5 protein-coding genes are annotated in these 10209 nt (G+C 66.6%); 3 read left to right on the forward strand and 2 right to left on the reverse strand.

The genetic code is table 11. From position 1 onward, the window contains the following. Positions 1 to 430 precede the first annotated feature (430 nt). Positions 431 to 3094 (forward strand): BREX system ATP-binding domain-containing protein, encoded by a 2664-nt coding sequence (locus AB0O48_RS20130; RefSeq protein WP_357571293.1) that lies wholly within the window; start codon positions 431 to 433, stop codon positions 3092 to 3094. Between the two features lie 69 nt (positions 3095 to 3163). Here AB0O48_RS20130 and AB0O48_RS20135 read toward each other — a convergent pair whose 3' ends face one another. Then, entirely contained in the window at positions 3164 to 5134 is a 1971-nt protein-coding gene (locus tag AB0O48_RS20135) for a LuxR C-terminal-related transcriptional regulator (protein WP_357571294.1), read from the reverse strand. A gap of 1188 nt (positions 5135 to 6322) precedes the next feature. Between AB0O48_RS20135 and AB0O48_RS20140 the strand changes: the two genes are divergently transcribed. Further along, positions 6323 to 8617: an MMPL family transporter gene (locus AB0O48_RS20140; RefSeq protein ID WP_357571295.1), complete on the forward strand. Its 2295-nt coding sequence runs from the start codon at positions 6323 to 6325 to the stop codon at positions 8615 to 8617. Between the two features lie 140 nt (positions 8618 to 8757). Here the strand turns inward: AB0O48_RS20140 and AB0O48_RS20145 are convergent, their stop codons facing one another. Continuing rightward, positions 8758 to 9105, reverse strand: a complete 348-nt coding sequence (locus AB0O48_RS20145) for a MerR family DNA-binding transcriptional regulator (protein ID WP_365067467.1) — start codon at positions 9103 to 9105, stop codon at positions 8758 to 8760. Positions 9106 to 9138: 33 nt separating this feature from the next. On the opposite strand from AB0O48_RS20145, the gene AB0O48_RS20150 reads away from it, so the two are divergent. Next, on the forward strand, positions 9139 to 10188 hold the full coding sequence (locus AB0O48_RS20150) for a zinc-binding dehydrogenase (RefSeq protein WP_365067469.1): 1050 nt from the start codon (positions 9139 to 9141) through the stop codon (positions 10186 to 10188). Positions 10189 to 10209 lie beyond the last annotated feature (21 nt).

The following is a 10209-nucleotide window of genomic DNA, read 5'->3' on the forward strand; positions in this document are numbered from 1 at the left end:
GGACCTGAATCCGCAGTCGAGCTATCCCCGGTGGCGTGACGCGATCACCCCCTTCATCCCAATCTCACACTAATTCCTTGAGAACGCGTCAGTTCAAGCGCGGAAACTCTGACCTATTCCGTTCCGGACGCGCGCATCGACCCGAAGGCAATGCGATTTCGCGACCAGCGCATCCGCGGTCTGCACGGCTCAACGTCGAGTCGGCATCGCCTGACAGTAATCTCGCCGCGTCGTCCTGCACACTACTCACGCGAGTAGTGCACGCTGATACACGTCTTTGCGCCGTCCCACCGCAAATCCCGTATAACTGGGTTAGCTCTTCCGACATCAGGTGCCTCGACTGTCCGGTCGGACAGTCGAGGCACCGCGATGACGGCCATGCCCCGGACACGCGTCGGACGATTCTCCAGAGAGACACGGAGCGGTAAGCATGAGTTCACTGGTAGGGCGTGAGCACGCACTGTCCTCGTTGGGTAGCCGTCTGGACGCCACCCTGCGGGGGTCGAGCAGTTGCGTCATCGTCGACGGGCCGTTCGGTGTCGGCAAGACCCACCTGCTGAAGGCCACGGCCCTGGAGGCGGCCGAGCGCGGCCTGACCGTGGTCGCCGGCCGAGTGAGCGTCACCGATCAGCCGATCCCCGTACATCTGCTCATCAACTTCCTGCGTCACGTGATACCGGGTGAAGTCGACTTCGATGAGCTGGCCCGCCCGGACCGGAACCCCTTCTGGTTGATGGATCGTGTCGGCGAACTGGTCAAGAGCGCCGCGCGCAGAAATCCCGTGGCAATCGTCCTGGACGATGCCCAGCGGCTCGACGACGTCAGCGCCCTGGCCCTGCGGGGGCTCGTGCAGTCGCTGGCCTCGTCACCGGTGCTGTGGCTGCTCGCACGCCGACCGGTTCCCATCCGGTCCCTCGCCCAGCACGCCGTCGATTGGCTGGTCGAGCACGTCGCGGTGCGGCTTCACCTGGGGCCGCTCGACGGCGCGGCGGTAACCGAGTTCTGCACCGGCATCCTCGGCGCCAAACCGGACGCATCCATGCTCAGCTGGGCGGCCCGCTGCGGAGGCAACCCGTGGCTGATGGAGAACGTCTTCAGCGCGCTCACCAAAGCGGGACAGATGATCATCGCGGACGGCGCGGCTTCGGTGGTGTCCGACCGTCTGCCCAGAGGCGTTTTCACCGCTGTCGCCAGCCTGCTGGACGAGATGTCGCCCGAGGTTCGGCGACTGCTGGTCAACGGCCGGAGGATCGGCCAGACGTTTACGGTCGAGGAGGTGGCGACCTTGCTCGGCGAGCCGGCTCACGAGCTGTCCTGCGGCGCCGACGAGGCCGTACAGGTCGGCCTGATGCGACGCGACGGCACAAAGCTGACGTTCGCGCAGCAGGTGATCGGAGAGGCGCTGCAGTACGCCCCGTTCCAGGAACGGGAGCCCGGCACCGTGTCCACTCCCGCGGCCACCCCTGCCCCACCCAACGTTGCGAAAGCCCGTTCCGTGTGGCTGGTGCCGCTCCCCCCGGTCGTGACGCCGTCCGCTCTTCCGCTGCCACGGGAGCGAGGACGTGGCGACGACATGGCGGCTCGGGCCATCGCCCAGTTGGAGCGAACGTTTGTCGAAGCGCCACGAACGCTGGCACGTGCCCTGCGCCTGCTTGCCACGGCGGGAGAGTGCGCCGAAGCCTGCCGTCTCGCGGACGTGGCCCTTCGCCCTGGTATCGAGGCGGCGACCGAAGCGCACCTCGTACTCGAGCTGGGGCAGGGACTGCGGGACGCCGCCAGCCACGGTATGACTGTCGAGCTTCTTCAGCGAACCCTGGCCCGACAGGACGTCTGTGAGCTGGATCGCGCCAAATTGAATCGGGCGCTCGAGGACACCACGAACCGCATGAGCGACGTGCCCGGCGGTGTCACAGCACCGTGGCGCACCCAGCCCCCGGCCCCGTACTCCCGCGAGACCACTGAGCGCCCGCTCTGGACGTGGCTGGTCCGGGCCCTCCTCGCGGCCGATCAGTTCGAAGAGGCGACATCCGTCCTCGCCACCGTCGAGCAGGACGCGGACAATCTCGGAGCGGCCTGGTCGGAGTCCCTGTGGCACGGCCACCGCGCCGAACTCCTGGTTGCGGCAGGTCGACTCGAGGAAGCGCGGCTCGAGGCCGAGGCCGCGCTTCGTCCGGCCGAGCGGTCGGCGTCGGCAGACTCCGTACCCGCGCGCCTCGTGCTGGCCCACATCAGCATGCATCAGGGTGATCTCGCCACCGCCAGTACCCAGCTGCGCATGACCGAACGGTTGATGACCGGTGACGCGACAGCCGACAAGGCTCGGCTGAACTGGGCGCTCGCGCAGTTCCACGCGGTCAGTGGGCGTCCAGCGATGACAGTTCAGATCCTGAGCAACAGCGAGGGGCACGTCGTACCCGACCCCCTGCTCTTCATCGAAGCTCCGACGGCTGCGGCGACGCTCGTCGTTCAGGCCAAGCGGGCGGGCCTCGGCTCGGAGGCCGAACGGGCGGCCGAGTTCGCCCGGCGGATCGCCCAGCGCAATCCGGTGGTGCAGTCGCTGGCGGGGGGCGCCGAGCACGCCGAGGGCGTCCTGCGCAACGACCCGGTCGCTCTGCACCGCGCCGCGGATATTCACCGATTAGCCGGACGTCCGCTGGCGGCGGCGACCGCGCTCGAGCACGCGGCGCGGGTGGAGCAGAGCCTGCGGAACAAGGCCCGAGCGGCCCGGCTACTCACCTCCGCCGTAGATCTCTATCTGGAATGCGGTGCGCAGGGTGACGTGGACCGGGTGCGGGAGAAACTGCGTCATCTCGACGCGCACAATGTCCGTCGGCTGGATGCCGAGCGGCCCAAGTCGGGCTGGGAAAGCCTGACGAGCGCAGAGCTTCGCGTCATCCGGGCGATCATCGACGGCCGGACCAACCGGGAGGCGGCGAGCGCACTGTTCCTGTCACCGCACACCGTCGACAGCCATCTCCGGCGGGTGTTCTCGAAGCTAAAGATCAACAGCCGCGTCGAACTGACCAGGCATTTCATCGCCCACGAGGCAGTCCCACCCAGGGTCTCGGCACAGCGATCAGGTGGTACCCGGTAGGGCCAGTCCGCCGGCTGATCAGATCAGCCGGCGGAGCCGACAAATGGTCCTCTGCGATTCTTCCGACTATCAGCCGGCCCGACCGTCGGCGCGGCCGGAGCCCCATTTCTCCTCGTCCATCGAATAGATTGCCGCTCTGCTCGAGTACATCGCGGCCGCGTTCGCCAACTCGACACGGGTGTTGATGTCCAACTTCTTGTAGACCTTGCGGAGGTGGTAGTTCACCGTGTGCGCCGACAGATGCACCTGTTTGGCGATCTGCCGATTCGTCAAGCCCACGCTCACCAGATAGGCGATGCGTTGCTCCATGTCGGAAAGAGCGGACCAGCGGGTGGCAAGCCGCGAAGTGCCCTCTTCGGAGTGGGTCGACGCGACCGCCCGTGCCCCCGCCGGCGCTTTGGCCGCATAGAGCTTGGCGAGTTCCTCGGTCGCCAGGGCCACTGAGATCGGATCCGGCGACTGCACGATGATGAGCGCGAGCGCGGCCGGGGCACTGTTCGCCAATGCGTTTGCATGCATGGCGGTCAATCCAATGATCGGGAAATCCGGATTGTCCTCGGCCAGACCGTCGACCGTCCGGAGAACGCTGTACTCAAGGTCGCTGTCGCCCACGTCTCGCGCGAGAAGCACCAGGAAGGCAGCGGCACTCGGAACCTCGATGTACAGGCTCCGCTGCGTCGGCAGATGGCTGTACTTGCCGGACAGTAGCTGGGCCCCCTCCCAGGGTCCTTCCTTCTTGACCGCGATGAGCATCTCGGCCCAGGCATACTGCACGGAGTCGAGCACCACCTGGTTCGCCGCGGCGGTATGCGCCCGCTGCAGGTACTCGATGGCTGCGGGCAGGTCCTCCATGTAGAACGAGGCGGTACTGAGCACCGAGTAGGCAAGGGGTCCGAGCATGGGAACGGCGTCCCGCTCCTCCGCGGCGATCGCCAGCGCCGCCTCCCGACGCGCGTCTCCGATACGCCCGGACTGGAGGAACAGCCGGGCCCGCATGGCCGCACACGCTGCCGTCCAGACCGGTACGGGCAGTCCGCGCAGCCCGGCCTCGGCGTCATCGATCAGCGTCTCGGCCGCGTCGAACTCGCGAAGGCTCACAAGTTTCCCGGCCAGAGCGAGTTGAGAATGAAGACACCAGACCGGATGAGCATGCTCGCTGAGGCGAACCGCGTTGCGACCAAGCTTGAGGCCCTCGGCCAACCGCCCCGTACGCCACAGCACATTGGATCGTGCCGTCAGCGCCATCGCCGCGGCGATATCGCCCGGCCCGGCCCCTCGCTCCCGCAGGATCCGCTCGGAGGCGATCTCGGCTTCTGCCCTGCCGAGCAGGTGGTAACCCAGAATAAGAGACGCCTCCGCGTCGAGCCGAGCGGCCAAAGAGATGCCCGGACTGGCGAGAACACGCTCCGCCGCACGGACTCCGGCTGCCGCGTCCCCGTTCATAATCAGGCTGTGCGCCCGGGAGCACGCCCCGCCGGCTTCGTCCTTGACCGTGCCGGACGATTCGCTCGGCCGCTCGGCCAGCCATAGCCGCTGACCGTACGCCGGGGTACGTCTCCTGGAAAGACTCATCGCCTCCCGCCGCAGGGCGTCACGTGCGGGGGCGGGGATGGACTCGATGATCGCCTGCAGAACAAAATCGCTCTGAAACGCAAGTTGGTGCTCGGCGGCGACGACGAATCCTGATGCCATTGCCTCATCCAAGGGAGAGAGCAATGTTCCTGAAGATCTGTCCAGCAATCCTGCCACATCCTCCAGCCTGAAGGATTTCCCCAATACCGCTGCCACCTTCAGGAACTGCTGACAGTTCGCACTCAGGTCATTCAGTCGGCACACCACAAATTCCAGGACGCGACGGGGAGTCCGCCGCGAAACCAGTTTCAACGTGCCATTAACTCCCCGACCGCCACTGACTTCCCGAACAAGCCCCTCCTCGGCAAGCCCGAGCGCCAGCTCGGCGAGTAGCTGGGGATTCCCTCCCGCACCGGCGGCGAAGTCGATCAACTCATGGTCCAAGGCGGCCCCGAGGATGTACCGCAAGACCCGCTCGTCGGCATCCTCGCCCGGCGGCCTCGGCACCAACCCGTTGGTGACACACACGGCGGCCAGAACCGCGTCTGACCTCTGGTTCTTTAGTTTCGGTCCCGTTGTCATAATCCCCCCGAGATTATGCGCACGCACCTGAATGAAGACCTTTAAATCGATAGGTCACGATCACGCTACCACAAACAATGGCGCTCATGGATCATGTTTGGGCCGCACCCCCGACCACCAGGCATCAGGGGTAAGTCGTGGCCATTCGGGCAGCCGCGACCAATATCGGACCAAACTGAGCAGTAACGTCAACGGCATTACTCCCCGCTACTCTTTCGCTCACCTTCAGCCGGGGCATCGCTCGCCCGTCCCGACCTGACTTACTACCCCTTGTCGTGCAGGTGATGGAGGCGTGTCGCCGAGTCGGGCGGAGCTGGTGGACCGCTGACAGGGACACGGCGACCCCCTCGCGGGTAGGTCTACGTTGCCGCCGGCACTCTGGCGCCGTAGATCAGCGGCGGGGCTGTCCACCGAGGTGTGCGGGCGACCAAGGCCGTTGCGGCTGCGCACCAGCGGGGGGTGCAGCCCGTCCCCGCCGGCCTCGCCTACCGCGCATCGCCCCAGGTGTTCCTGATCGAACGCACAGTCACCGTGGGCCGCCGCACCACACCTACCAGACGCAGCGCCCGTCGACCGGATCGAGCGACTGCCGGGTCGGAATGGTCACCATGGCTCGTCCAATCGAAGCACCCGACGCGCGGAATTCGTGCGCTACCGGAGGGTAGCGGTCGAGCATCGACACACCTCGTGCGTCGTACAAAATTGCGCGATCGCGCAAGCGCTGCGCCGTATGCCGCCTCAGGTCGCGGTGAATCGGCGCGAGATTGACGATCGCCCGAGCCGCCTACCAGGACACCTGAGCATCACGACATCGATGCGGAGACAACAGACACTCCGATCGCCGGACCGGTCCGGTATTTCCGAGCGGTCCGGCGCGTCAAAATCCTGAAATTGCGGCTCAGTTAATACGCATTGACCGATTTTGACGACAGTTGCAGCCAGTTGAAAGCCCTCGCCGGATCACCACCAGCGGTAATGCTCAAAGCATCGAATGCGACATAGAGCCGCAAATGCGTCGACTGTCGGAATCTGTCCCCTCCCGACGACGGCGAATGCCGACGAGCTGTACTGCGGATGGAGTACCGCGCCCGTGGTAGCGCGGCCCGAAAAGTGCCTTCATCTGCATCTCGACGCGGGCACCCCCGAACACGAGTATTGCACTGCAAGCTAAATAACTATGAGGAGAAGCTGATGCCTACCGAGAGTCCACGTACTGATGGAGCTCTGGCGGGACTGGCCCGGTTCTGTTATCGGCGTCGTCGACTGGTGCTCCTGAGCTGGATCGTCGGCGTCGTCGCCGTGGCGTTCCTCGGCTTCAGCTACGGCGCTCCCTCCGACAATTCGTTCTCCGGCGGGGACTCCCACTCCGCCCAGGCCCAGGCCCTGATCGAGAAGCACTTCCCCGACCAGCAGGGCGACACGCTCACGCTCGCGATCAAGGCGGACAAGGGGATCGACGACCCCGCCGCTCGGCAGAAGATCGAGAAGGTCCTCGCCGACCTGGCCGCCTCGCCCATCACCGGGCCGGTGATCTCGCCTTACGAGGACCAGAACCTCGTGACGGCGGATCGTCGTATCGCCAGGACGACCATTCCGCTGACCAATGTGGACGTATCGATGTCCGAGGTCAAGCCTCTGGTGGACACCGTCAAGGACGCATCCGCCGACGGGGTGACGCTGGGGCTGGGCGGCGAGAAGGCCGAGGAGGCGGAGACGCCCCCGCAAGGCACGGCCGAAGCGGTGGGCATCCTGGCGGCAGCGGTGATCCTGTTCATCGCCTTCGGGTCGCTGGTGGCGATGGGCCTGCCCCTCATAACCGCACTGCTGGCGGTAATCGGCGGCATAGCCCTGATGCAGCTCGCGGGGCACCTGATCCCCTCGCCCGACTTCACGGTGATCGTGGCCGTCCTGATCGGACTCGGCGTCGGAATCGACTACGCACTGTTTATCCTGACCCGCTACAAGGACAGCCTGCAGGAGGGCGACGATCCCGAGAGCGCCACGGTCAAGGCCATCACCACCGCGGGTCACGCGGTTCTTTTCGCCGGCACGACCGTGGTGATCGCGCTGCTGGGCCTGGTCGCCATGGGCCAGAAGATGATGATCGGCGTGGCGATCGGCGCGTCGACGACCGTGCTGGTGACGATGAGCGCCGCGGTCACCCTGCTGCCGGCGCTCCTGGGCTTCACCGGACTCAAGATCAACTCGCTGAGCCTCCCCCGTCGGACGGCCCGCCGGACGGCGGCAACCGGCATGCCGGCGCGGGAGCGCTCCACGCCCGCCGAGCGCTGGGCCGGCGTGGTGCAGCGCAAGCCACTCATCGCCGCGGTCCTGGCCACCGCGATCCTCCTGGTGCTGGCCGCACCCGCGCTGTCGATGCGGCTGAGCCTGCCCGACGCCAGCGTCCAGCCCCGTGACCGGAGCAGCTACACCTCGTACGAGATCCTCTCGGAGGGCTTCGGCCCCGGATACGGCGCACCCTTCATCTTCGCCGCTGCGGTCGACTCCCGCGACGCCGACCTGAGCCCCGTCGTCGAGGCGGTCCGGAACACCGACGGCATCGCCTACTCGACTCCACCACGGATCAGCGAGGACGGGCAGGCCGCCATCTTCATGGCGTTCCCCAAGACCGGGTACCAGGACGAGGCGACCGCGGACCTGGTGCACAAGCTGCGCGACGACGTGCTGCCCGCGACGCCAGGCGGCGAGGACGTCTACCTCGGCGGCCCGAACGCCGGCGCGATCGACTACGCGGAAGACACCAGCTCACGACTGCCCCTGATGATCGGGGTCGTCATCGTGCTGTCCCTGGTGCTGCTGCTCCTGCTGGTCCGGTCGGTCACGATCGCGCTGCAGGCCGCGGTGATGAACCTGCTGTCGATCGGCGCGGCCTATGGCGTGCTGGTCGCGGTCGTGCAGTGGGGATGGCTCGGCTCGGTCCTCGGGTTCCCCACCGAGATGCCGATCACGACCTGGGTGCCGATGATGATGTTCCCGCTCCTGTTCGGCCTGTCGATGGACTACGAGGTCTTCCTGATCTCGCGGATCCGGGAGGAGTACGAGGCCACCGGCGACACCCGCAGGGCCGTCACGCGCGGCTTGGCACGGACCGCCAAGGTCATCACCGCCGCCGCCGCCATCATGATCGCCGTCTTCACGACCGCCCTGCTCGGCCCCGACGTCTCGGTCAAGCAGATCGGTCTCGGCATGGCTGTCGCCGTGCTCGTCGACGCCACGATCATCCGGATGATCCTCGTCCCAGCGGTGATGGAACTGTGCGGCAACGCCAACTGGTGGATGCCCGGACGTCGGGCACCAAAGACCACCTCGGCACCCCCGGCCGAGGTTGAGGAAGCGGCCAGAGTCTGACCCTTCCTCGGGAGGAGTGCGGGGAACCCCTGAACACATTCCCCGCACTCCTTCCCCAAGCCCCCACCGCAATAGGGTCCGACATACGGCGACTCACTCGGCCCGATCGTGGTCGCGCCGATCGCCGGTCCCCCCGCCGGTCAGAGCTCGCAGAGTTTTCGGTGGGAACTGATGTCGTCGAGTGTCTGGTGAAGTTCGGCAATACGTCTGTGGGCTTCGGTGGTCAGTTCCGTGTGGAGCCGCTTCCAGTCATCGAACGTCGGACTCGGGCCAAGGGTCCCCAGCAGGGTCGCGATCTCGTTGATGCTGAGCCCGATCCGCTGGGCGACCTGAGCAACTCTCACCCGGCAGGCGGCATGGTCATCGAACCGGCGCTGGTTGCCGCTGGTACGGATGGCGGTGATCAGGCCACGAGCTTCGTAGAACCGGACCGCCGAACTGCTTACACCGCTGTCCCGGGCGACGTCTCCGACGGTGAACGATGCCATCAGTCCATCTCGCCTTCCGGTTGACTTCAACCAATGTTGAAGTTCTACCGTCGTCAACAGAAATTGTCAACGGCGGTCCGGCACCGGCGGGCCAGACGGATCAGGGGCAAACACATGCGTGCGATTCAGGTAACCAGGTACGGCGGTCCGGCGGTACTGGCGCCGGTAGACCTGCCCGACCCGCTAGCAGGGACCGGCGAGGTTGTCGTACGGGCCGAGGCTATCGACACCATCTATCTCGAAACCCAGATCCGGGGTGGTTGGGGCGAGGTGTTCGGTGTCACTCTGCCGTATGTACCCGGCGGCGCAGCAGCGGGAACGGTGGTCTCCACCGGTTCGGGCGTCCCCGAATCCTGGCTAGGCCGACGAGTCGTTGCCGGCCCCGGAACGCGGGGATCCTATGCCGAGCTGATCCGCACCGGCACGGACCGGCTGGTGCCGGTCCCCGACGGCCTGGACCTGCGGGCCGCGGCTGCTCTTGCGCACGACGGCGTCACCGCCACCGGCATCATCGACGGAGTTGGAGTCAAGCCGGGCGACCGGGTGCTGATCCTGGGAGCCGCGGGCGGCATGGGAACGCTGCTGGTCCAGCTTGTGCACCAGCTTGGTGCACAGGTCGTCGGGGCTGCCCGTGGCGCGGTCAAGCTCGCGCTGGTGCGGCGGCTCGGCGCCGACGCTGTCGTCGACTACACCGAGGACAACTGGACCGACGCGGTACGTGCCGCGTTCGGCGGCCTACCGGTCGACGTGCTGCTGGACGGCGTCGGGGGCGCTCTAGGCACGCAGGCATTCCATCTGGTGGCCGACGGCGGACGCGTGTCGTCGCATGGGGCGGCGAGCGGTGACTTCGCCACAACGGACCAACAGAGCACCGGCTCCCGCGGCATTGTGGTGCGTGGTATCGCGGACGTTCAGTTCGAGGCGCCGGACATGGTGCGGCTCGCAGGCAAGGCTCTGACCGACGCCGCGGCGGGACGGGTACGTCCGGTCATCGCACAGGAATATCCGCTGTCCATGGCAGCCGACGCTCACCGTGCGATGGAGGCTCGGTCGATCCCGGGTAAGGCGCTGCTCATTCCGTGATGGGCCGGTCGGCCACTCCCA

It is taken from the genome of Micromonospora sp. NPDC085948, assembly GCF_040686315.1.
Lineage (GTDB): Bacteria > Actinomycetota > Actinomycetes > Mycobacteriales > Micromonosporaceae > Micromonospora.